11 protein-coding genes are annotated in these 24565 nt (G+C 68.3%); 8 read left to right on the top strand and 3 right to left on the bottom strand.

The window, feature by feature from the left end; genetic code table 11:
* Positions 1-89: 89 nt before the first annotated feature.
* The 3 genes from AC5W54_RS13080 to AC5W54_RS13070 all read left to right on the top strand — a co-directional run bounded on the left by AC5W54_RS13080 (position 90) and on the right by AC5W54_RS13070 (position 2245).
* Positions 90-335, top strand: coding sequence for a hypothetical protein (locus AC5W54_RS13080; RefSeq protein WP_495962533.1), 246 nt, complete (start codon positions 90-92; stop codon positions 333-335).
* A gap of 88 nt (positions 336-423) precedes the next feature.
* Positions 424-1371, top strand: a complete 948-nt coding sequence (locus AC5W54_RS13075) for a D-2-hydroxyacid dehydrogenase family protein (RefSeq protein WP_495962532.1) — start codon at positions 424-426, stop codon at positions 1369-1371.
* 271 nt (positions 1372-1642) lie between these two features.
* Positions 1643-2245: a 2-hydroxychromene-2-carboxylate isomerase gene (locus tag AC5W54_RS13070; protein WP_495962531.1), complete on the top strand. Its 603-nt coding sequence runs from the start codon at positions 1643-1645 to the stop codon at positions 2243-2245.
* A 163-nt stretch (positions 2246-2408) separates the two neighbouring features.
* Here the strand turns inward: AC5W54_RS13070 and AC5W54_RS13065 are convergent, their stop codons facing one another.
* Positions 2409-6338: a response regulator gene (locus AC5W54_RS13065; protein WP_495962530.1), complete on the bottom strand. Its 3930-nt coding sequence runs from the start codon at positions 6336-6338 to the stop codon at positions 2409-2411.
* A 409-nt stretch (positions 6339-6747) separates the two neighbouring features.
* On the opposite strand from AC5W54_RS13065, the gene recC reads away from it, so the two are divergent.
* The 3 genes from recC to recD are packed head-to-tail and all read left to right on the top strand — an operon-like array spanning position 6748 to position 16612.
* Complete coding sequence (recC, locus tag AC5W54_RS13060; RefSeq protein ID WP_495962529.1) at positions 6748-10392, top strand: exodeoxyribonuclease V subunit gamma; 3645 nt, start codon at positions 6748-6750, stop codon at positions 10390-10392.
* Positions 10389-14327 (top strand): exodeoxyribonuclease V subunit beta, encoded by a 3939-nt coding sequence (gene recB / locus AC5W54_RS13055; protein WP_495962528.1) that lies wholly within the window; start codon positions 10389-10391, stop codon positions 14325-14327. The genes recC and recB overlap by 4 nt, the downstream gene beginning before the upstream one ends.
* The gene (gene recD, locus AC5W54_RS13050; protein WP_495962527.1) at positions 14324-16612 is read left to right on the top strand and encodes an exodeoxyribonuclease V subunit alpha; all 2289 of its coding nucleotides are present in this window, start codon (positions 14324-14326) and stop codon (positions 16610-16612) included. The genes recB and recD overlap by 4 nt, the downstream gene beginning before the upstream one ends.
* Positions 16613-16718: 106 nt before the next feature.
* On the opposite strand, the gene AC5W54_RS13045 is transcribed toward recD, so the two are convergent.
* Together AC5W54_RS13045 and AC5W54_RS13040 are read right to left on the bottom strand one after the other, a co-directional pair.
* Entirely contained in the window at positions 16719-17945 is a 1227-nt protein-coding gene (locus AC5W54_RS13045) for a sensor domain-containing phosphodiesterase (RefSeq protein ID WP_495962526.1), read from the bottom strand.
* 665 nt (positions 17946-18610) lie between these two features.
* Entirely contained in the window at positions 18611-21118 is a 2508-nt protein-coding gene (locus tag AC5W54_RS13040; protein ID WP_495962525.1) for a CoA transferase, read from the bottom strand.
* Between the two features lie 613 nt (positions 21119-21731).
* Between AC5W54_RS13040 and AC5W54_RS13035 the strand changes: the two genes are divergently transcribed.
* Positions 21732-23303, top strand: coding sequence for a BCCT family transporter (locus tag AC5W54_RS13035; RefSeq protein WP_495962524.1), 1572 nt, complete (start codon positions 21732-21734; stop codon positions 23301-23303).
* Positions 23304-23370: 67 nt separating this feature from the next.
* Entirely contained in the window at positions 23371-24528 is a 1158-nt protein-coding gene (locus AC5W54_RS13030) for an iron-containing alcohol dehydrogenase (protein WP_495962523.1), read from the top strand.
* Positions 24529-24565 lie beyond the last annotated feature (37 nt).

Below are 24565 nucleotides of genomic sequence, written 5' to 3'. Positions count from 1 at the left end.
AGCGATGGGTTCCGCCCCGCTTCCCCACCACCGCGGCCCTGGCCACCTGCATCGGTGGCACCATCGCCGGCTCCCACGGGTTCCGCACGGTGCTCGCCGCCACCAGGATCTCGCTGGGCGGCTTCCTGAGTCCCTACATGTTCGTCTATCATCTGCTCCTGCTGGGCAACGGCGCGGCGCTGGAGATCACCCTGGCGGTGGGCATCGGGGTACTCGGCATCACCGCCCTGGCCGCCTCCACCATCGGTGACTTCCGGCGCCCTTGTTCCTGGCTGGAGCGCGGCCTGTTGCTGACGGTGGCCAGGGGGTCACCGACGTGGCGGGTAGCGCCCTGATCGGCGGCCTGTTCGTCTGGCAATCCCTGAGGTCCTGGAAAGCGGCGAGTGCCGACAGCCACCCCGACACCGACAAGGAGGCTGCACGATGAAGATCGTGATACCCGACGATTACCAGGACTGCGTGCGTCATCTGGACGCCTTCGCCAAGCTGGAAGGACACGAGGTCAGGGTCTACAACGACACCGTCAGCGACCTGGACGCGCTGGTGGAGCGTTTCCGGGACGCCGAGGCCCTGGTGCTGATCCGCGAGCGCACGCCGATCACCGCCGAGCTCCTGGCACGGTTGCCGAGACTCCGGGTGATCAGCCAGACCGGGGGCGGTGCCGCTCATGTCGACGTGGCCGCCTGCCGCGAGCGGGGCATCACCGTGATGGCCGGCACCGGCTCGCCCCATGCCGCCGCCGAACTCACCTGGGGCCTGGTGCTGGCCGCCATGCGCCATATCCCCGAGGAGGCCGCCAACCTCCGGGCCGGCCGCTGGCAACGCACCCTGGGCACCGGGCTCAAGGGACGTACCCTGGGCATCTTCGGCTACGGCAAGATCGGCCGGCTGGTGGCCCGCTACGGCCAGGCCTTCGAGATGAACGTCCTGGCATGGGGCCGCGAGGGGACCCGGGGCCGCGCCGCCGAGGCGGGCCTGGCGGTGGCCGCCAGCCAGCACGAGCTGTTCGAGCGTTCCGATGTGCTGAGCCTGCACCTGCGCCTCAACGACGAGACCCGCGGCATCGTCACCGCCGACCATCTGGCACGGATGAAGCCGACCGCGCTGCTGGTCAATACCAGCCGCGCGCCGCTGATCGAGGCCGGCGCCCTGGAGACCGCCCTGCGCCGGGGACGCCCCGGCCAGGCGGCGGTGGATGTCTTCGACGAGGAACCGGTGACCACCCACCCCCTGCTCGAACTGCCCAACCTGCTGGCCACGCCCCACCTGGGCTATGTAGAAAAGGACAGTTACGAGCTCTACTTCGGTGACGCCTTCGACAACCTGCAGGCCTTCGTCGACGGCAGGCCGGTCACCAACCTGGCGGGCTGAACCAGCGCTTCAGCTATCCCGCCTGGCGGCTCAGGGCGCTGCCCGAGTCAGGCCGCTCGACCTCGCACAGGTCGGTGGTCCTGGCATGGCCGTACGCCTGGCCGCCTGCATGCCACCGGCCCGCCATGAGCCGACGGCCTCTTGTCCCACCCGGACTTCGGCGAGGGCGTCACGACTCGACACGAAGACGTCCCGCGACGAATGCCCGGCGCTACCGGGGCGTCGAGCCATGTCCGCAGTGTCATTGAACCACCCGGCAGGAGACAGCGTCATGACAAAGGTCGTCACCTACTACTACACCCACATCTCGCCCTGGAGCTACCTGGGGCATGCACGGCTCGGCGAGCTTGCCGCGCGCCACGGCGCCACCATCGACTACGTGCCGATCACGCTCAGCGCGATCTTCCCCAAGACAGGCGGCCTGCCCCTGCCCAAGCGCGCCCCGGAGCGGCAGGACTATCGCATGGTCGAACTGAAGCGCTGGCCGCAGCAGCTCGGCATCCCCCTCAACAGGGAACCGAAACACTTCCCGACGGATGACCGCCCGGCGGCTCGCCTGGCGCTGACGGCGAAGGCGCATGGGCATGATATCGCCGGCCTGTCGCTGGCCCTGATGCAGGCCTGCTGGGTCGAGGAGCGCGACATCGCCGAGCCGGAGACCCTGCGCGAGGTCGCCGATGCCTGCGGCCTGGATGGCCAGCGGCTACTGAGCGAGTCGGACAGCGACCAGGGGCAGCAGCGCCTCGACGACGCTTGCCAGGCCGCGCTGAACGATGGCTGCTTCGGTGCCCCCTGGTATGTCGTCGATGGCGAGCCCTTCTGGGGCCAGGATCGCCTCGAGCTGGTCGAAAAGGCCCTGACCGGCCAGCGCTGAGCCAGCGGGTCAGCCAAGCCTCGATGGTATCCGGTTGCTCGAACAGCTCGACCGGGGCCAGGTAACGCTCGCCTTCGGGCAGTGAAGGAGAGGAACATGGCGCCCTCCTGTGACCGAGCCGACCTACCTGACAGGGACGGGCGGTCGGCCAACAGCCCCCGTCTCAGGCGCTGTCGTCGTCGCGGGCCGCCTCCAGCGCCGGCGTCAGCTCGGCCAGGCGCTGCGCCAGCGCATCCCTGGCCTCGCCGGCCCCATCCAGATCGCCGGCCTTGGCCAGGGCCTCGAGATGCTGGGCGGCCTCGCCCGCCGCCAGGCCGCCCACCACCAGGGCCGATCCCTTGAGGGTATGGGCGGCGCGGCGCAGGTCGCGGGCCTCCCCGGCGACCAGGGCGGCGTCGATCTCCGCCATCAGCCGTGGCCCCTCCTCGAGGAACATCTCGACCATCTCGACGAGCAGCTCGCGATTGCCGTCCAGGGCGTCCAGGGCGTCCTGCCAGTCCAGGCAAGGGGGCTCCTCCTCTACGTCGCCCGTCGACTCGGCCGGTGCGGGGCGCTCGGTGGTGTCCTCCGGCTCGACCGGCGGACGAGCCCCTTCGACGGGGGTCGTCGGGGCCCCGCCCGAAGGGCTTCCCTCCCCGGCGCGCTCGACGGCCGCATAGAGCTCGGCGGCCCGGAACGGCTTGGAAACGAAGTCGTCCATGCCGGCATCGAGACATTGCTCCCGGTCCTCCTTGGTGGCACTGGCGGTCATGGCGATGATCGGCAGATGCCGCTGCGTGCCCTGCTCACGCTCACGGATGATCCGGGAGGCTTCCAGGCCATCCATCACCGGCATGTGGATATCCATCAGCACCACATCGAACCCCCGGCGTTCCACCGCCTCGATGGCTACGCGGCCGTTCTCTGCCAGGACCACCTCGTGACCACGCTGACGCAGCAGGTCGGAGGCGACCTTCTGGTTGGTGAGCCCGTCCTCGACCAGCAGCACGCGCCGCGGCGTCACGGTACTCGGCGAGGCGGCCGCCTCGTCCTCACTTCCCACGGCGCCACCGCCCAGGGCCTCACCGATGGCATCGAGCAGGGCCGACTGCTTGAGGGGCTTGAGCAGCAGCCGCGAGACACCCAGGCGCCGGCGGCGGGCCAGGTCCCCGGAACGTCCGCCCGAGGACAGCATCAGGATGGGCATGGCGGCATGGGTCGGATGCGCCCGGATACGCTCGGCCAACTCGAGGCCGTCCATCCGCGGCATCATCATGTCGAGCAGGGCCAGCGGAAAGTGCTCGCCCTCCTCTTCTGCCCGGTCGATCGCCGCCAGGGCCTCGCGGCCCCCGGGGACGCACACCGGGTGCATGCCCCAGCTGGTGAGAATCTCATCGAGGATCCGCCGGTTGGTGGCGTTGTCATCCACCACCAGCACCGGCAGCCCCTGCAGCCCTGGGGGCGAGGCCGGGGCCTCGACCCCGTCCTCGGGCACCCCCAGGGTGATGGTGAAGGCGAAGCGGCTGCCCTGGCCGCCGGGACCGGCACCGACATCGATACGTCCGCCCATCATCTCCACCAGTTGGGCGGCGATGGACAGCCCCAGCCCCGTCCCCCCGCTCTGGCGGGTCGTGGAGGTGTCGGCCTGGCCGAAGGCCTCGAAGATCCGCTGGCGCTTGTCCTCGGGAATGCCGATCCCGGTGTCCCGTATCTCGACGGCCAGCCGCACGCCTTCCTCGTCGAGGGAGACCAGTTGGAGGTCGACGACCACCTCGCCCTGCTCGGTGAACTTGATGGCGTTGCCGACCAGGTTGACCACCACCTGGCGTAGACGGACCGGGTCGCCGAGCACCCGGTCGGGGACCTCCGGCGGGATGTGCACGGCGAGCTCCAGCCCCTTGTCGGCGGCATGCAGCGACAGGGTCTGGAGGGTATCGCTCAGGGTATCGCGCAGCTGGAAGGGGATGGACTCCAGCTCCAGCCGCCCCGCCTCGATCTTCGAGAAATCGAGGATGTTGTTGATCAACCCCAGGAGCGTGTCGGCGGACTTCTGGATCAGCTCCACGTACTCCGCCTGCTGCTCGCTGAGCTCGGTGCGCTCCAGCAGCTCGGCCACGCCGATCACCCCGTTCATGGGCGTACGGATCTCGTGGCTCATGTTGGCCAGGAACTCACCCTTGGCCTGGCTGGCCTGCTCCGCCTGGTCCCGGGCCCGACGCAGCGCGTCCTGGGAGCGCTCGAGCTGTTCGGTGGCGGCCTGGAGCTCGGCGGTACGCTCCTCGACCAGCTCCTCCAGGTGATGGCGATGCTGCTGGAGTTCGGTGATGTCGGAGTAGACGCCGACGTGATCGCCGTCCCGGGTGAGGTGCTCGCTGATCTGGATATGGCGGCCGTCGCTGCGCAGGAACTGGAAGGGGCCTGCCGGATGGCGGTGGCGCTCGAGGCGCTCGGCGATCCAGGCCTCCGGGGACGCATACCCCGGGGGGGTCTGGCCGCGTTCGACCACGGTATGCAGCAGGTCCTCGAAGTGCAGGCCAGGCCTGACCACGTCCGGCACGGTGACGAAGTCCTCCTGGAACCGAGTGTTGAACAACACCAGCCGGTCCTCGGCGTCGAAGAGGGCGAAGCCCTCGGCGAGGGACTCCAGGGCCTCGGTGAGCTGGACATGAGCCGCCTCGGCCCGGGCCTGGGCCTGCTCGGTGAGCTTGATCTGCTCCTCGAGGCTCTCCTGCCGCCGCTCGAGCTCGGTGATATCGATGTAGATGCAGACCACGCCCCCTTCCCGGGTGCGATGCTCGCTGATCAGCTGGCGGAGGTTGTCGTGGCGTCGGACCCTCAGCGGTGCCCCCGGGTTGCGATGGCGCTCGAGCCGCCAGGCCACCCACTCGTCCACCGTCATGTCGCCGGTATCGACAATGCCGAGCTCCACCGCCTTGCGCACCAGGTCCTTGTAGGACATGCCCAGTCGTACCACGCCAGGGAGGCCCACGAAGACATCCCGGAACTTGCGGTTGAACATCACCAGGCGATCCTCGGCGTCGTAGAGGGTGAAGCCCTCGGGGATCGCCTCCAGGGCCTCGGTGAGTCGGTGATGCGCGGCATCCGCCCGGGCTCTTTCGGCGCTGGTTTCCTCCATCTGGGCGGCCATCGCATCGCGGTTTCGGCGCTGTTCGGTGATATCGCTGATGAAACCCTCGATGGCCTGGAGCTCTCCGGCCTCGTCGAACACGCCGCAGCCCTGTTCACAGACCCACTTCTCCTCGCCCTCCCGGGTATGGAGGCGATACTCGACCCGGAAGGGCCGGCGAGCGGTGAGGGCCGCCTGGACATCCTGCCAGAGAGGGTCGCGATCCTCCGGATGCACCAGCTCCGCAAAGTGGGGATGGCCACGAATCAACGCCTCCGGCGCGTAGCCGGTCAGTGCCCGACAGCCCTCGCTGAGGAACTCCATGGGCCAGTCGGGCTCGTTCCCTCCTCGATAGGCCATGCCGGGCAGGTTGGCCATCAGGGTGGCCAGACGGCGTTCGCTCTCGCTCAGGGCCCGGTCGGCCCGTTCCCGTTCGACCACCCGCCCCAGTTGGGTTCCGGTCTGGGCCATCACCTCCATCAGGGCCTCATCGCGCTCCATGACCCGGTCCGAGAAGAACTCCAGGACGGCGACGACCTCGGCACCGATCAGGACCGGGAAGGCAGCCCCGGCCCGGACCTCGATATCCGCCTCCTGGTGGGAGCGCCAGAAGTCGGGATCCTGAAAGACGTCGGGTATCCAGGCCGGCTCGCCGAGCGCCTGGACGCGTTCGATCAGCCCCCTGGTGGTGGAATGCCAGAGGGTCTCCTCGGTGAGGCGTCGGAAGACCGCGAATGTCGACGCCTCTTCGGGGTACCAGATCCGGGTCGAGACCAGCTCGCCCGTCGAGGGGTCGGCGAGGTACCAGGCGTGCCCGATGCTCCACTCGGTGGCGCGGCACACCTCCCCAAGGGCGATGCGGATCGCGTCGTCGACGCGGGTCGCCTCGTTGGCGGCCCGGGTGATGGCCTGGATCAGCCGCAGGAAGACGGCGGGATCCTTCAGCTCCCCCATCGTGCCCTCGCTACGCCCCGAATCGACGCTCATCTCGCGTTCTCCTGCCGTCTCGCCTAGGGGAAAGCAGCGTCTGGATCAGCTTGCGATGCATGAGGTTGTCCTCGACCAGCCGCCGCCGTACCGGGGAATCCTGCAAGATCGGGCCCTCTCGTCATCGGTGGGGTGATGGCCGCCCAGTCATCCCGCTCCATGCCACCGGGTCGACGGCCGTCTCTCACAGCGTAGGCCAAGGCTCCGCGGTGGCCACCTCATGCCACCGACAGGCCGAACCCGATAACCGCAAAACCGCAAAACCGCAAAACCGCAAAACCGCAAAACCGCAAAACCGCAAAACCGCAAAACCGCAAAACCGCAAAACCGCAAAACCGCAAAACCGCAAAACCGCAAAACCGCATTTATGGCACCATGACACCCAGACGGACCATGCGAAGGAACCGCCATGCCCCTGGCCAATAACGCCGCCACGCTCCCGCCCGGCTTCATGGTGATCCACGGCAACCGCCTGGAGGATCTGCGCGGCCTGGCGGTGGAGTGGATGTGCCGCCACCCACTCGAGCCACTCGAGAACGAGACGATCCTGGTGCAGAGCAACGGCATCGGCCAGTGGCTCAAGCTGGCGCTGGCCGAAGACCCGGCCAACGGCGGCGCCGGCATCGCCGCCGCGCTCGACGTGACCCTGCCGGCGCGCTTCCTGTGGCAGGCCTATCGGGCGGTGCTCACTCACCATGAAGGGCGCGCCGAGGGCGACGTTGATGCGGTGCCGGCCACCTCGCCGTTCGACAAGTCGCGGCTGGTGTGGCGGCTGCTGCGCCTGCTGCCCGGCCTGCTCGAACGCGACGACTTCGCCCCCCTGGCGCGCTTCCTGGCCGGCGACGACGACCTGCGCAAGCACCACCAGCTCGCCGAGCGCCTGGCCGACCTGTTCGACCAGTACCAGGTCTACCGCGCCGACTGGCTCGAGGCCTGGGCCGCCGGCGAGGACGTGCGGATCGATGCCCGCGGCCAGCGCCGCGAGCTGGAGGCCACCCAGCGCTGGCAGCCCGAGCTGTGGCGGGCGCTGTGCGACGACGTCGCCGCGGCCCACGGCCAGGCCGGCATCGACTCGAGCCGCGCCCGGGTCCACCGGCGCTTCCTCGCCGCCGCCGAATCGCTCACCTTGGAGAATCGGCCCCGGGATCTGCCGCGCCGGGTGCTGGTGTTCGGCATCTCCTCGCTGCCCCGCCAGGCGCTCGAGGCCCTGGCCGCCATCGCCCGGGTCAGCCAGGTGGTGCTGTGCGTGCACAACCCCTGCCAGCACTACTGGGCCGATATCATCGAGCACAAGGAGCTCCTTCGCGCGGAGAGACGGCGCCAGCAGCGCAAGGCCGGCATGCCCGAGCGCCTCGACGTGCTCGGCGATGGCGACGGCGAGGCGGCCCTGCACCTCCACGCCCAGCCGCTGCTCGCCGCCTGGGGCAAGCAGGGCCGCGACTACCTGCGCCTGCTCGACGAACACGACGACAGCCAGCAGTACGAAGGGCTGTTCGCGCGCGAGGCACTGCGCATCGACCTGTTCGAGTCCTGTGTGCCCGACTCCCAACCTGGGTTTTTACTGCAGCAGCTGCAGGACGATATCCGCGAGCTGCGTCCGCTGGCCGAGACCCGCGACACCTGGCCGGCGGTGGACGTGGAGCGCGACGACTCCATCGTCTTCCACGTCGCCCACGGCCCCCAGCGCGAGGTGGAGATCCTCCACGACCAGCTGCTCGCCGCCTTCAGCGCCGACCCGACGCTGCGTCCGCGGGACATCATCGTCATGGTCCCGGACATCGACCACTACGCCCCGCATATCCAGGCCGTATTCGGTCAAGTCCCTCCCGACGACCCCAGATACATTCCCTACACCCTCTCCGACCAGGCGAGCCGCCACCGCCTGCCACTGCTGATCGCCCTGGAGAAGCTGCTGCGCCTGCCGGAGCTGCGCTTCTCGGTCAGCGACCTGCTCGACCTGCTCGAGGTGCCGGCGCTGCGTGGGCGCTTCGGGCTCACCGAGGAGGACCTGCCGACACTGGCGCGCTGGATCGAGGGCGCCGGCATCCGCTGGGGCCTGCACGGCCGCCAGCGCGGCAGCCTCGACCTGCCCGACGGCCTGGAGCAGAACACCTGGGCCTTCGGCCTGCGTCGGTTGCTGCTCGGCTATACCGTGGGCAGCGCCGCCGGCGCCTGGCAGGGCATCGAGCCCTTCGACGACATCGGCGGCCTGGAGGCGGCCCTGGCCGGCCCCCTGGCCCACCTGCTGGAGACCCTGGAGAGCCAGTGGCAGCGGCTGCGCCGGCCCACCGACGCCGACGGCTGGGTGACCCGCCTGCGCGAGCTGCTCGAGGCCTGCTTCCTGGACGAGGAGGCCAGCGACAGCCTGATGCTTTCACGCCTCGAACAGGCCCTGCAGGACTTCCAGGAGAGCACCCGCGAGGCCGGGCTGGCACGCGAGCTGCCGCTGACCATCGTCCGCGAGCACTGGCTGGGCCAGATCGACGAGCACAGCCTGTCCCAGCGCTTCCTGGCCGGCGCGGTCAACTTCGCCACCCTGATGCCGATGCGCGCCATCCCCTTCAAGCGCGTCTGCCTGCTGGGCATGAACGACGGCGACTACCCGCGCCACCACCCACCGCTGGACTTCGACCTGATGCACGGCGACTACCGCCCCGGCGACCGCTCGCGCCGCGAGGACGACCGCTACCTGTTCCTCGAGGCGCTGCTCTCGGCCCGCGAGCAGCTGTATATCAGCTGGGTCGGCCGCAGCATCGTCGACAACGCCGAGAAGCCGCCCTCGGTGCTGGTCGGCCAGCTGCGCGACCATCTGGCCGCGGGTTGGCAGGCAGAAGACGGGAGCGACCTGCTCGCCGCTCTGACCACCGAGCATCCGCTGCAGCCGTTCAGCCGCGCCTATTTCCCCGCCCCCCGGGAGCGGGATGCGCGCAGCGTCGCCGACAAGCGGCTCTTCACCTATGCCCATGAGTGGCACGACATCCACGACGCGCCGACGCCGGCCGCCCCGGAAACCGAACTCGGGGCCTTCCGGCAGGAAACGCCGTTAACAATAGTCCAGCTCGGCAATTTCCTGCGCGATCCTACCAAGGCCTTCTTCACCACCCGGCTGCGGGTGTTTCTCGAGCGCGAGGACGTCACCAGCCTCGACCACGAGCCCTTCACCCTCGACGGCCTGACCCACTGGCAACTGCAGGACATCCTGATCCAGGCCCAGCGCCGCGCCATCGACGCCGGGGAGCCCCGCGTCGAGGCCCTGCACGCCACCCTCGAGCGCCTGGCAGGCCAGGGCGTGCTGGCCATGGGCGCCTTCGGTGAGCGCATGCGCGAGCAGCTCGCCGAGCCCATGGAGGCGCTGTTCGAGGCCTACCAGCAGGCCCTCGACCAATGGCCCCATGCCGTGGCGGCCCCCGAGCCGGTGCACCTGGCGCTGTTCGACGCGGGCGCCGCCGACGCCCCGCCGCTGGAGGACTGGCTCGACGCCCTGCGCCTCGACGAGGCGGGCGAGCGCTGCCGGCTCTTGCTCTCCAGCAGCAGCCTGATCAGCCAGGGGCGTGGCCGCGGCCAGTACCGCTGGGCCCAGCTGGTACGGCCCTGGGTGGCGCACCTGGCCGGCAACCTCGAGCGGCCGATGACCACCCGGCTGCTCTCCAAGGCGGGCCACGTCACCCTGCCGCCGCTGGAGCCCGAGACCGCGCGGCGCCGGCTGCGCGAGCTGATCGCCACCTGGCAGGCCGGCATGCAGGCGCCGCTGCCACTGGCCTGCGAGGCCGCCTTCGCCTGGCTGGGCAAGGTCGACAAGCAGGCCAGCGCTGCCGACGACAACGGCCCCGGCAGCGACGCCTGGCACGCCGCCCGCAAGGCTTACCAGGGCGACGACTTCACCGCCGGCGAGGTGGACCGCAACCCCTACCTGGCCCACCGCTGGCCCGACTTCGAATCGCTGATGGCCGCTGCGCCGGGCGACGAGTTGCACTTTGCGAGCCTCACCGAGCGGCTGCTGGCCCCGCTCTACCTGGCCGTTAAAGGGGATAACAACGGGGGAGACGGCAAATGAGTGACATCACCCAGCTCGATCCGCTGACGTTTCCGCTGCACGGCAGCCGCCTGATCGAGGCCAGCGCCGGTACCGGCAAGACCTTCACCATCGCCCTGCTCTATGTGCGCCTGGTGCTCGGCGCGAGAAACGAGCAGGACGACGCGGCCTTCTCGCGCCCGCTCACCCCGCCGGAGATCCTGGTGGTGACCTTCACCAACGCCGCCACCCAGGAACTGCGCGAGCGCATCCGCGCCCGACTGGTCGAAGCCGCCGAGGTGTTTCTACAGGCGCCCGAAGCCGCGCCTGGCCTAAGTCAACATTGGGGTCAGACCCCAAAGTCCGCTGAGGGGTCTGACCCCAAGCTCGATCCGCTATTGGTCGCCCTGCGCGACCAGTACGACCCGGCCGGCTGGCCGGCCTGCGCCCGGCGCCTGCAGCTGGCCGCCGAGTGGATGGACGAGGCCGCGGTCTCGACCATCCACAGCTGGTGCTACCGCATGCTGCGCGAGCACGCCTTCGACAGCGGCAGCCTGTTCTCGCTGGAGCTGGAGACCGACCAGAGCGAGCTGGAGCAGGAGGTGGTGCGCGACTACTGGCGCAGCTTCTACTACCCGCTGGGCGCCGAGGCGCTGGCCGAGATCACCCAGTACTGGGACGCGCCGACCAGCACCCGCGCCGCGCTGCACGGCGCGGTGCGCCGCCTGCTGCCCGAATGCGATGCCCTGCCGCCCGACGCCCCGCCGCCGACCGAGACCCTGGCCACCACCCGGGCCGAGCGCGACGCCCGCCTGGCCGAGCTCAAGGCGCCCTGGCCGGCCTGGCTCGACGAGCTGGCACCGGCGCTGGAGGAGGCCGCCAGGCGCAAGGCCTTCAAGGGCCAGAGCTTCAATGCCAGGAGCCGCAGCAACTGGCTGGGTGCGCTGCGCGAGTGGAGCCAGGGCGACGCCCTGCGCCCGGCGCTGACCCCCGCCGCCTGGAAGCGCCTGACGCCCGAGGGCATGGCCGAGATCTGGCAGGACGGGGAACCGCCCCTGCCGGCGGCCTGGAACGCCCTGGCCGAACTGCCCGCGGCCCTGGAGGCGCTGCCCGACCCGCGCGCCGACCTGCTGATCCACGCCGTGCAGTGGTGCCGCACGCGCCTCGAGCGCGAGCAGCAGCGTCGCGCCGAGATGGGCCCCAACGACCTGCTGACCCACCTCGATCGCGCCCTGGCTGGCCCCAGCGGCGAGGCCCTGGCCGAGCAGATCCGCCGCCAGTTCCCGGTGGCGCTGGTCGACGAGTTCCAGGACACCGACCCGGTGCAGTACCGCATCTTCGACCGGGTCTACCGCCTGGCCGAGAACGCCCGCGACACTTCCCACGGCGATCCCCATGGTGATCCCCACCGCACGGGCGTCTTCCTGATCGGCGACCCCAAGCAGGCGATCTACGCCTTTCGCGGCGCGGATATCCACACCTACCTGCAGGCCCGCCGCGACACCGCCGGCCGCCACGTCACCCTGGGCACCAACTACCGCTCGAGTGCGGCCATGGTCGCCGCGGTCAACCGCTGCTTCGCCTACGCCGAGGCGCACCCGCCCGGGGCCTTCCTGTTCAAGCAGGCGGACGGCGGCAATCCGGTGCCGTTCCAGCCGGTGAAGGCCAAGGGCCGCAAGGATAGGCTCACCATCGACGGCCAGCCCCAGCCGGCGCTGACCCTCTGGCAACTGGAGGCCGACGAGCCGCTCTCCAAGACCGCCTACCACGGCGAGATGGCCGAGCGCTGCGCCTCGCAGATGGTCGCGCTGCTGGAGAGTGGCCGCCGCGGCGCGGCGGGCTTCCACGACGGCGACGCGCTGAGGCCCCTGGCGCCCTCGGATATGGCGGTGCTGGTCAACGGCCTGGGCGAGGCCCGTGCCATCCGCCAGGCCCTGGCCCGGCGCGGGGTGAAGAGCGTCTACCTCTCGGACAAGGACAAGGTCTTCGCCTCGCCCATGGCCGGCGAGCTCGACGCCTGGCTGCGCGCCTGCGCCGAGTCCCCCTCGTCCTCGAGTGAGCACGAGCGCCGGCTGCGCGCGGCCCTGGCCACCCCCACCCTGGGGCTCGGCCTGGCCGAGCTTGACCGCTTGAACCAGGACGAACTGGCCTGGGAAACCCGGGTACTGCAGTTCCGCGACTACCACCGGCTGTGGCAGCGCCAGGGCGTGCTGCCGCTGGTGCGGCGGCTGATGAACGACTTCGAGGTCCCTGGCCGGCTGCTGGGCGGTGGCCCGGCCAGCGATGGAGAAAGGTATTTGACCGATCTGCTCCACCTCGGCGAGCTGCTGCAGCACGCCAGCCAGGAGCTCGACGGCGAACACGCCCTGATCCGCTTTCTCGCCGAGTCCATCGCCGACCCCGACGACCAGGGCGACGCTCACAAGCTGCGCCTGGAGAGCGACGCCGACCTGGTGCAGGTGATCACCATCCACAAGTCCAAGGGCCTGGAGTACCCGCTGGTGTTCCTGCCCTTCATCTGCGGGCACCGCGCCACCCGGGCCGACGACTCGCCGCTGCGCTGGCACGACGCCGAGGGCCGGCTGCGCATCAGCCTCGCGGCCGACGAGACGACCCTGGCGCTGGCCGACCGCGAACGCCTCGGCGAGGACCTGCGCAAGCTCTACGTGGCGCTGACCCGCGCCCGCCACGCCACCTGGCTGGGCATGGCGCCGCTCAAGGGCGACGAGGGCAGCGCCATCGGCCAGCTGCTGGCGAATGGCGAACCGCTGGAACCGGCTGACTTTGCCCCCGCCCTGGAGGCGCTCAAGGGCGAGGAGGCGGCCATCGCCATCGAACCGGCCCCGCCCGCCACCGCCACGCTGTTCCGCCCGGACGAGCGGCAGGCCGCCCTGGGCGAGGCGTTGAGCCCGCGGCGCCCGGCCCGGGAGCAGTGGTGGATCGCCAGCTACTCGGCGCTGCACACTTCCGGCTTGATCACCACGCCGCCCGCCACGCCCGACACCGCCCCGGTAAGTACTTACCCACTCCACAGCGCCGCTCTCCACAGCGCCCCGGCCCCAGCGCCCACGGCGACAGAGAGCCCCCGGGATGGCGCATCATCGCCCTCGCTGCCGGAGCCCACCACGCCGCTGGAGGCCACCGCCTTCGAGGTGCTCGACGAGCCCCGCGACGGCGCCGCCGAGCCGCTGACGCCCAGCCTGCACCGCTTCCCGCGCGGCCCCGGCCCGGGGACGTTTCTGCATGGTTTGCTGGAGTGGGCCGGCCAGCACGACTTCGCCCGGGCCAGCCGGGACGCCGCCCAGCGCGAGGACATGCTCGCCCGGCGCACCCAGCTGCGCGGCTGGACGCCCTGGCTCGCCACCCTGAACGGCTGGCTGGCCGCCCTGCTGGAGACCCCGCTGCCGCTGCCCGAGGCGGGCCAGGTGCGGCTCGGCGAGCTCGGCGTCTACCAGGTGGAGATGGAGTTCTGGTTCGCCGCCAGCCGCGTCGACACCCGCGTCCTGGACGCCCCGGTAAGCGCTCACACACTCGGTGGTGCTCCACGCCCGGCGCTCGACGCCGACACCCTCAACGGCATGCTCAAGGGCTTCATCGACCTGGTGTTCGAACACCGGGGGCGCTACTACGTGCTCGACTGGAAATCCAACCACCTGGGGCCCGACGACGACGCCTACACCCCGGCGGCCATGCGTGACGCCATGCTCGACAAGCGCTACGACCTGCAGGCCGCGCTCTACCTGCTGGCGCTGCACCGGCTGCTCAAGGCGCGCCTGCCGGACTACGACTACGACCGCCATCTCGGCGGCTCGCTGACCGTCTTCCTGCGCGGGGTCGGCCCCGCCACCGCCACTGACGGCCGCGGCGTCCACGCCGAACGCCCGCCGCGGGCCCTGATCGAGACCCTGGACGCCCTCTTCCAGGGCCAGGACCCGGCATCGACCCCTCACTCTTCGCGGGCGGAGGCGCCACAATGAAAGACCTGTTCGACGACCTCAACGACGCCCCCGAGCCGCCGTCTCGGCCGGATCGGCCCCACCCGGCGCTGAGCGATACCGCCGCGCTGCTGGCCCTGCTCGAGCGCTGGGTGGCACGCGGCTGGCTGCGCGCCCTGGACCGCGCCCTGGTGGTGTTCCTGCAGCGCGAGGTCCCCGATGCGTCCGCCCCGCTGCTGCTCGCCGCGGCGCTGGCCAGCCACCAGCTCGGTCGTGGCCATGTGTGCCTCGACCTCGCCGCCACCCTGGCCGCGCCGGACCTGGCCCTGTCGCTGCCGCCGGAGGGCGACGACCTCAGCGACCCGCCGCCGCTGCCCAGCCAGGTGCTCGACGGCCTGACGCTCGGCGAATGGGAGCAAGCCCTCGCTCACCCCGGCCTGGTCGCCGACGGCGACCAAGGCGCTCCCGGCCACACCCCGCTGGTGCGCGGCGCCACCGCGCCTGGTCATCAACACCAAGGCCCCCGGCTCTACCTGCGCCGCTACTGGCAGTACGAGCAGGATATCCGCCAGCAGATCTCGGCAAGACTGGGCACAAGCGACGACACCTGTGGGAGCACGGCTCTGCCGCGCGATGGCGCCGACAGGCGCCTGGATGACACCACCGACACCACCACCCTCGCCGCCGCCCTCGACGCCCTCTTTCCGGCCGGCGCCGAACTCGACTGGCAACAGGCCGCCTGCGCCCTGGCCGCCCGCTCGCCCTTCGCGGTGATCACCGGCGGCCCCGGCACCGGCAAGACCACCACCGTGGTCAAGCTGCTCGCCCTGCTCCAGGCCCTGCAACTCGGCCGGGAAGAGCGCCACGCCCTGCGCATTCGCCTGGCCGCGCCCACCGGCAAGGCCGCGGCGCGCCTCAACGACTCCATCGCCAAGCAGGTCAAGGGCCTCTCGCTGGTGGAGCTGGCCAGCGCCGTGGGCCAACAGGGTGTGGATATCTCGACCCTGCGCGACAGCATTCCCACCGAGGTCACCACCCTGCACCGGTTGCTCGGCTCGCGACCGGACACCCGCCACTTCCGCCACCACGCCGGCAACCCGCTGGCCCTGGACCTGCTGGTGATCGACGAGGCCTCGATGGTGGATATCGAGATGATGGCGGCGGTGCTCACCGCCCTGCCGCCCCGCGCCCGGCTGGTGCTGCTCGGCGACAAGGACCAGCTCGCCTCGGTGGAGGCCGGCGCCGTGCTCGGCGACCTCTGCCAACGCGCCGAAGGCGGCCACTACACCCGGCAGACCGCCGCGTGGCTGGAGGCGATGACCGGCGCCCCGCTGCCCGAGCACTATCATGGCACCCCAGGCCAACCGCTGGACCAGGCCATCGCCATGCTGCGGGTCAGCCACCGCTTCGACGCCGCCAGCGGCATCGGCCGACTCGCCGAGGCGGTCAACCGGCCGCTGGAGGCTGGCCATACGGCCAAGGAGAAGCGCCGCGCCGTGCGCCAGGTGTTCGAGCAGGCCTACACCGACCTGGCCCGCCTGCGCCTGGCGGGCGCCGACGACCCGGCGCTGGACAAGCTGGTGGTGGACGGCGCCCCGGCCGGCTTCCCGAACAGCGGCCAGGGCCGCCACGACCGCCGCGGCGAGCCCTTGGCGCCGCCCACCGGCTACCGCCACTACCTGGAGGTGCTACGCGACCAGCGCCCCACTGAGACCAGCTTCGGCGAAGGCGAGGAACGCACCCCCTTCGACGCCTGGGCCCGGGCGGTGCTCGACGCCCACGGCCGCTTCCAGCTGCTTTGCGCCCTGCGCCGCGGCCCCTGGGGCATCGAAGGCCTCAACCCACGCATCGGCCAGGCCCTGCGCCGTGCCAGGCTGATCGCGGCCTCCGATCACGAACTGGAGAGCGGCTGGTTCGAGGGCCGCCCGGTACTGGTCACCCGCAACGACTACGGCCTGGGGCTGATGAACGGCGATATCGGCATCACCCTGGCGCTGCCCGACGCCCGCGAGCCAGGAAGAAAGCTGCTGCGCGTCGCCTTCCCCGCCAGCGATGGCAGCGGCCAGATCAAGTGGGTGCTCCCCAGCCGCCTGCAGGCGGTGGAAACCGTCTTCGCCATGACGGTGCACAAGTCCCAGGGCTCGGAATTCACCCACACCGCCCTGCTGCTCCCCGACGCCCCCAACCCCATCCTCACCCGGGAGCTGGTCTACACCGGCATCACCCGTGCCCGCCACTGGCTCACATTGGTGGAGACGGGACGTGGGATGCTGGATGAGGCGGTGACCAGGGAAGTGATGCGGGTGAGTGGATTGAGGCAATTATAGGAAGAGCTGCCGCTGCAAGAAGTAGCGGTGGCAGCTATCAGACGTGGCTGGGTGGAAACGCTCGGAGAATCACGGGCGGCCAGCCCCATCCTCACCCGAGTGTTGTTCAGGGACTTTCCTGATCGGACCCGGCAAGCTCCCGGGGGGCAGGCAAGGGGCCCGGCCGCCCCAGCAGGTAGCCCTGTGCCTTGCGCACCCCGATCTCTCGCAGTGCCTGCAACTCGGCCTGCGTCTCGACGCCCTCGGCGAGCAGCCGGCTGCCCGTTTCGGCCGTGAAGCCCACCAGTGCCGCGGCCAGCGCTCGGCTGTCGCGGCGGTGGTCTATGCCGTGGGTCAGGGATCGATCCAGCTTGATGACATCCGGCGCCAGGCGGAGGATGTGGCGAAAGCTGGCATAGCCGGCGCCCGCATCATCGATCGCCAGCCTGAGCCCTTGCCTGCGCATCGCGACCAGCGCCTCGAAGAGGCCGGCGTAGTCGTCAACGACATCGTGTTCGGTGACCTCGAGCATCAGGCGGTCGAGGGGATAGGGCGCGAACAGATCGGCCAGCCGGCCGGACAGGATGGTGACCGGAGAGGCGTTGAGCGACAGATAGGCCGAGTCGGGAATCTCGGGCAGCGCCTCCAGCGCCAACTCGATGGCCGCCAGCTCCAGTTCCACGCGCAGCCCCACCGTGGCGGCCTCCTCGAACCACTTGTCGGGACCTCGGTTCGGCTCGGCGACGAAGCGCGACAGCGCTTCATAACCGGCGATGCGCTGGTCGACGAGATCGTGCATGGGCTGGAAGACGATGTGGAAGCGACGCTGGTCGAGCACATCGCGTATTCTTGCCTCAGCGCCCTTCTGCCGTTGCTTGCGCTCGCGCTGACGCTCGAGCTGCCGCGCCGCAAAGTCGGCAAAGACCCGCATCATGGCCAGGTCACGCTCATTCAAGGTGGCGTCGGATTGGCGATCGAAGCAGCACAGCGTGCCGTAAACACTGCCATCCTGCAGGCGTATGGGCACGCTGAGGTGGGCGCCTATCGGTATCTCCCGGGTGGCCGCCAGGTCCAGCGCCGCCGGCTCCTGTTGCGCATCCTGGATCACTTCCGGCAGCCTGCCATCCACGACCCGCTGGCAGTAGCTTTCCTCAAGAGGATCCGACGCCCCGACTTCCAGGTGTGGTGCTGCCTGCGCTTCGTCCACAAAACGCAAGATCCGCCTTTCGTCTTCAAACTCCGAGATGAAGGCGGCTTCCATACCGAGATGGGTGCGGATGGCATGCAGGATCTCGAGCAGCGCGCGTTCGGTCGCCGCTTCGGAGAACTCATCCAGCCCCAGGGAAATATCCACCAGCGGATGCTCGTCTGTTGCCTTGGATGCTCCAGCTCCCATGGGCCACCTTAACGTCAAGATATGGACAGCGATAACGCCAGCGACTCTGGCGTGGCATAACCCACGCCTGGATCAACGATTCGGTTATCCTCCTTACACCGGCACCCGGCGGTCATGCGGGTACAGGGTGATACGGGGCTCGGTGGAAGCGGTTGCCATGTGTGCCATCCCTGCGTATGGGCAATGTCGTTATGGTTCTGAGATTCAGCCTAGCACCAAAGGATGATCCGTCCCATGCATGGATCATCGGAGAGGCGAGCCTCAGTCGTCGGGAATCAGCCGCTCGTTGAGGTCGGAGAAGGCGAAGCCGGCCTCCGGGCCGCCGGCGATGACGTAGGGCCGGCCATCGTGATACTCGAAGCCGGCGTGGTTGACGCCAAGTGGCAGCTCAGTGAAGGCTTCCCAGCGGTCGTCGCCAGGGTCATAGACGAAGAGCGAGCGCGGCGCCGTGGCGTCGCGCTCGCCTGCCTGACTGCCTGCCTACAGGGAGCGACCGGAAGCAATAAAGGACATCCAGTGTCTTGACCCCTGCCGATGATCGGTTGGCCGGCTAGTCCCACAAGGGGTCGCCCAGTAGCCGATATGATCAGCAAGAAAGTGGGTGTCCTTTTCTTGGGGACGGTTCAACTGGGCAGGAACTCCTTGCCCCAGCCCAGGCCGGCGACACCGCGTTTGATCATCGAGTCGATTTGCGACTCGTCGTATCCGACCTGACTCAGTATCCGGCGCGTCGAGTACCCGAAGCGCTCCGTCGGGCTGACCGCCTTGACGGTGGCTTCCCGGGGGCGGATCGCATAGTGGTCGATCTGTGTGATGCAGTGGCCGCTGGGGTGATCGCGGTAGATCGAGAAGGCATAGCTGCCCCCGTCGATCCCCACTGTGCCGTCGGCTTCCCGGCTATACAGCTCGCGCAGCGTCTCGATGGACAGTGGCTCGGCAGCGGCGATGTCTGCCTCGTGCAGCACTTCGATCCAGTAGGCCGAGGGGGCCTTTGCAAAGGCCTCGCGAAGGAAGGCTACGGTGTCCTGTACCTGGCGGATACCGTACAGCCCCTCGATCGCTTCCAGCTGGTCGAGTTCGGCCGGGCTGGCATCGAGGAAGATCCAGCCGTCCTCGGTCCGGTAGAAGTGCGACAGCGCGTGGTTGCCCAATGCCCCACGGCCGGAGGCTTCGTCGAAGGGCGCACGCCCCTCGTAGTCGAAGGCGAACGGCAACTGGGCGAAGTTGGTAACGGCGGACAGTGAGGTACGGGCCCGGGTCACCTCACCGGTCTTCAGCTTGTGATAGAGGGCGACCGCCATGCCGAGACCGGCGGCGAAGCCACAGTTGACGTCCAGGGTGCCCAGGTGGGCGTGCTCCTCCGGCGTGGCGGGCCCGCCGAAACGGCTCATGATGCCACTATTGGCCTGGACGATATCGTCGTAGCCGATGTAGTTGCTCTTCGGCCCGATACGTGGACCGCCCAGACAGTCCAGGCGGCAGAACAGCACACCCGGGTTGATGGCCTGCAGACTATCATGGTCGAGGCCCAGGGGCTTCATCTGACGTTCGGGGGCGTTTATCAGCACCAGATCGACGGAACGCACCAGACGGTTGAACACCTCCCGTCCCTCATCGGTCGTGATATCGACCAGGGCGCTCTGCTTGCCCATGCCGCACTGGAAGGTGAAGAGGGTACCGATCAGCGGATCGTACAGCGGCGTCACCGGATCCAGCTTGGTGACCTGGGCGCCGAAGCGGGTCAGGAAGGCGCCGGAATGGGGACCAGCGATCACGTTGGTCAGGTCGAGCACGCGCAGGCCGTCGAGCCAGCCGGCCTTGGCGGCGGGCGCCTTGTCCCGCAGCGCGGCATAATCGGGGTGCGCCGCCGGTGCCTGCAGGAGCGACAGCGCCTCGTCGAAGCCGACGTTGCGGCGCGGACGCGGGCGCAGCATGGGCTCTGCCAGACCCTCGAGCCAGGCGAGTGGCCCCGGTTGCTGCATCACGCCATATTCGGGGTCGTCGACTTCGATGATCAGGCCGGCGGCATGGGTGTGCTCGCTGTTGACCCACTCCTGGGTCGTGCGATGCGGTGCGCCGGGAATCTGGCCTTCGCCGAAGATGCGCCCCCATTCCTCGGAGGTCCGGGTCAGGAAGGCCTTTTTCATCTTGGCCGAGATGATATCGGCCCACTTCTTCGGCAGCGGGTAGACACCGATCGAGGTTTCGCCATCCCACTCGCTGATCGGGAGGTGCAGGTCCTTGACCTCGGGCAGGCCCTCGGCCAGCAGCTCGTCGTAGATGCCCAGCACCTGCAGGCAGCGTTTGGCATGGTTGCGGTGCGACGGGCAGACGACGTAGAACATGCGGCCGTCCGCGCACTCGTAGGTGCGATAGAAGGGATCGAGATACTCCTGCAGCGCTTCGTAGCTGAGGTCCATCTCGATATGGTTCGCCCGTCGGTATTCGATCTCCTGCTCGCGCATGGTCTTGTAGCGCTCCGGCAGGCCAGCAATGACGATGGAGTTGTAGGACAGGCCCTCCATCAAGGCGGCGGCGACGGGCACTTCGATGTTGTCGCCGCGACCACTCTTCTCCCGCGCCAGGAGCGCCATGACCACGGCACTGGCGGCGAGCGAGACGGCATAGGAGGAGCCCAGGGGGAGCGGCGAGAAACTGGGGTTGAGCCCCATCAGCACTCTGTTGAAGCCCATGTCCGTAAAGGCGCCCGACGTCGCGGCGACGACGGCCTCGGTCGCCTTCCATTCACGCCGCAGCTCGTCGTTGCTGGCGAAACCTGGCACCGACAGGGTGATCAGCTCCGGGCGCGTCTCGCGCAGCCGGACAAAGTCGAGACCCAAGCGCTGCATCACGCCCGGACGGAAGCTCTCGATGACCACGTCGGCCTGATCGATCAGCTCCAGCGCCTGTTGCAGGCCGGCGTCCGTCTTGAGGTCCAGCCTCAGGCAGCTCTTGTTGCGATGCAGAATGGCGTTGGCCGGGTGATCCCACTGCGGGCCAGCCGGCGGATCGATATGGACGACCGTCGCGCCGAGATCCGCCAGCACCATGGCAACCGCCGGCCCTGCAATTTGCTGGCCGAGGTCAACGACACGGATACCTGTCAAAGGCAATTGACTGTTGTTCTGCATTTCAATTTTTCCTTCTCGCTGTCGACGCAGTTAGCTGCGACCCAAGGCTTTGAAAACCGTTTTGCATGACAGTAATCAAGGCGCCGCCTTGAACGAAACGGTATGTGCGCCATGACTCTGGGATTTAGTAACTCGAGGTTATCGCCGAGCTCTGTCATGAGACTCGGGGCGATACTAAGAGCGCCGACCAGACGGCACCAGCAATAAAAAATCGCCCTGAGACCCCATTTTTCTTATGGCGAACCGAGCGGGTGCGCCGCTCAATCACGCGTCGATGCATAAGACCACGCCAAGCCTGGCATGCGAGGCGGCGGTGGATCGACGCGGGAGGCCAGGCATAAATAAATTCGGGTCTAAGGCCTTTTTTTTATTGCTTCCCAAGCTGCGCTTTCGTCACGAGAATCCAATCCTTGCCGGTGGTGACGGTCGTTCGACAGAGCATCCTGCCCAGGATGCCATACACAAACACATCCCGATCCTTTCTTGAGCAAGTATAACAACGGACTTCACGATGGATAATAACCACAAGACCAGGCAGGTGCCTGACAACAATCCGAACCTGTCGACGCCCAAGGCAATCCGCCGAAGCGATGCGGCTGTCGCAGGCAATCCAATGATGGTGCTAGGCTCGGGCCTGCTGGTGACGGCCTTCGTACTCTTCACCATCCTGAATACCGAGTATGCGAACTCCCTGTATGAAGCGGCGAAAACCTATATCGCAAGCAGCCTGAGCTGGTACTACATCGGCCTGGTGAGCTTCTGTCTGTTACTGGTGATCTGGCTGAGTTTCAGCCGCTACGGCAATATCCGCCTGGGCAAGGACAGTGACCGCCCGGAGTTCAGTAATTTCTCCTGGTTTTCGATGCTGTTCGGCGCCGGTATCGGCATCGGTATCCTGTTCTGGAGTATTGCCGAGCCGATCTATCACCTGCAGGGGACACCCTTCATCGGCGAGGAGCAGAAGGGCAGCGTCGAGGCGGCCCAGGTCGCGATGCGGGTGGCCATCTTCCATTGGGGACTGCATGGCTGGGGAGTCTTCGCCCTGGCAGGCCTGGCCTTGGCCTACTTCGCCTATCGCAAGGGGTTGCCGCTGTCGATACGCTCGAGCCTCTATCCCATCTTCGGCGACCGCATCTATGGCCCCATCGGCCATGCCGCCGACCTGCTGGCGGTGTTCGGCACGGTATTTGGCATTGCCACCTCGCTGGGTCTCGGCGCTCAGCAGATGAATGCGGGGCTGGCGTATCTGCTCGGTTTCGAGGTCTCCACGACCCATCAGGTGTTATTGATTGTCGTGATCTCGGTGATTGCCACCGCATCGGTGCTGTCCGGCGTCAATCGCGGCATTCGTATCCTCAGCGAATGGAACATGCACCTGACCATCCTGATTCTGGGACTGTTCATCGTCTTCGGCCCCACGGCCTACCTCTTGGGTGCCTTCGTCACCAACCTGGGTGATTACCTGGTGCATGCGGTGCAGCTGGGCCTCTGGGTGGATCCGGAACCGCAGGGACAATGGCAGGGCTGGTGGACGATCTTCTACTGGGGATGGTGGGTCGCCTGGGCACCGTTCTGCGGCGTTTTCATTGCCCGCATCTCCAAGGGGCGGACGCTGCGGGAGTTCGTGTTGGGCGTACTGATCGCCCCGACGCTGCTGGCGACATTCTGGATCACGATTTTCGGCAATACCGCCATGTATATCGAGCTGTTCGGCAATGGGGGGCTGATCGCCGCCGTCAATGAGGATGTCACGATGTCGCTGTTCAAGACACTCGAGCTGATGAACGTGGGACACGCTGTGACCCTGCTGATGGCGGCGATCTGCACCATCATGCTGGTCACCTACTTCGTCACCTCGGCCGACTCGGCAACCCTCGTGATCTGCACCCTGGTGTGCATGGGCAATGAGCATCCGCCTGCCCGCTATCGCGTGTTCTGGGGCATGGCCATCGGTGCCGTCGCCGCGGTACTGCTGTTCGCCGGCGGCCTCAAGGCGCTGCAGACCGCCTCGATCGTCGCCGCGCTGCCCTTCTCGATCGTCTTGATACTGGCGATATACGGCCTGTTGAAATCGCTGAGTGCCGAGATGTCAGCGGCATCGGTCGAGCACCGTGGGGCCATAGCGGGTGGCGACTCGATCGAGCAGGCTCCGGTGCCCGAGATTCCCGCGAAACCATCCCACTAACGGGAGGCCGCGCTGCCTCGTCAAGGGGCATGCCGCGGCGTCCACAACCAGAAATTCCGGAGTCATTATGTCGACACAGATCGTTCTGCCCCGCGTGATGCAGGTGGGCGCTGGTGCCAGTCAGGAAATCCCCAACGTACTGGCCAGCCTGGGCTGCAAACGCCCCTTGATCGTCACCGACAAGGTGATGGTGGAACTGGGCCATGCCGCGCGGATTCAGCAGCACCTGCAGCAGCATAGGGTCTTCCCCGACGTTTTCGACGCCACCGTACCGGAGCCGACCGTCGGCTCGATTCAGGCCGGTGTCGAGCAGGCTCGTGCGGGCGACTACGACTGCATCATCGCCCTGGGTGGCGGTAGTCCCATCGACAGCGCCAAGGCGATTGCGGTACTCGCCAAGCACGGCGGCCAGATGCGCGACTACAAGTTCCCCCGCATCGTGCTGGAGGGCGGACTGCCGGTGATCGCCGTGCCGACCACGGCCGGCACCGGCTCCGAAGTGACCCGCTTCACCATCATTACCGATGAAGCCTGCGACGAGAAAATGCTCTGTGTGGGCATCGGCTTCATGCCGTTGGCGGCGCTGGTCGACTACGAGCTGACCCTGAGCCTGCCGCCGCGCATTACCGCCGACACCGGTATCGATGCGTTGACCCATGCGATCGAGGCTTATGTCAGCCAAAAGGCCAACCCGTACAGCGACGCACAGGCGTTGGCCGCCATGCGCTTGATCGCGCCGAATCTGCGCCGGGCCTATCACGACGGCGCCGACGAAGAGGCCCGCAAGGCCATGATGCTCGGCTCGACCCTGGCCGGCGTGGCCTTTTCCAGCGCGTCGGTGGCGCTGGTGCATGGCATGAGTCGCCCGATCGGCGCCTTCTTCCATGTCCCGCACGGCCTGTCCAATGCCATGCTGCTGCCGGCCGTGACCGCCTGGTCGATACCGGCGGCACCCGAGCGCTATGCCGACTGCGCCCGGGCCATGGGCCTCGCCAATGAACGGGACGCTACCGACACGGCCAACCGCAAACTGATTGCGGAACTCGAGGCGCTCAACGACGAATTGCAGGTGCCCAGCCTCGAGATGTTCGGTATCGAGCGCCAGCGCTTCTTCGAACTGCTGCCGCTGATGGCGGAACAGGCGCTGGCTTCGGGCTCGCCGGGCAACAATCCGCGTGTGCCTGAGGCGGACGAAATCATCGAGCTGTATCGGCGGCTCTGGTGAGGGAAGCAGCGAATCCGTCGGTAACTCGAACCCACTG

The organism is Halomonas sp. LMYGS-3 (assembly GCF_059509875.1).
Note: the sequence above shows the minus strand (reverse complement) of the source record. Positions and strands in the feature narration are given on the sequence as shown.